Here is a 744-nt window from a genome sequence, read left to right on the forward strand (position 1 = left end):
CTATATTTACAGGATGGAAGCCTTCTAGGAACGAGCACAGCAGACGCTACTGGCGCTTGGTCATTTACAGCGCATGACTTAGCCAGTGGGCATTATGAGGTCACGGCTACCAGCAGTGATGTCTATGGTGTTACGTCATCAACGTCAAAAGCCTATGATTTCATCGTTGATGCAACCCCTCCTGCAGCCCCAATTATTACAGGGTTACAAGATCATTTAACGCTGAACATGTCAGAAGATGCCTGGGAAGGTAATGCTCAATTCCAACTTTATGTTAATGGTAGCGCTGTAGGCCCCGTGCAAACAGTTACAGCAGATCATCATAACGGAGAAAAACAAGCTTTTGAGTACTGGGGGAACTTCCCGCCAAACACGAAATTTGAACTTGTGTATTTAAATGATGCATGGGATCCAAAATCTGATGGTGACCGAAACCTATATTTGTACTCTGCTCAACTAAACAATGAAAATATTAGTGACGAAAAAAGCTACCTATTAGGAGGGGGACATCCGATTGGTTTTTCGCCTGAAGGTGCGAATAAAAACTCAATTATTGAAGGAACCTCTGTAGCGCTATCTGGCACATCCAGTTCTAATACGGTCATAAAGCTATATTTACAGGATGGAAGCCTTTTAGGAACGAGCACAGCAGACGCTACTGGCGTTTGGTCATTTACAGCGCATGACTTAGCCAGTGGGCATTATGAGGTCACGGCTACCAGCAGTGATGTCTATGGTGTTACG

The 744-nt window shown here is 44.5% G+C and carries 1 protein-coding gene; it reads left to right on the forward strand.

What is annotated here, in order from left to right; translation table 11 throughout:
- The coding region (locus NTH01S_RS11490) for an Ig-like domain-containing protein (protein WP_218015995.1) at positions 1-744 on the forward strand (744 nt) is incomplete at both ends.

It is taken from the genome of Neokomagataea thailandica NBRC 106555 (genome assembly GCF_001598495.1).
GTDB lineage: Bacteria > Pseudomonadota > Alphaproteobacteria > Acetobacterales > Acetobacteraceae > Gluconobacter > Gluconobacter thailandicus_A.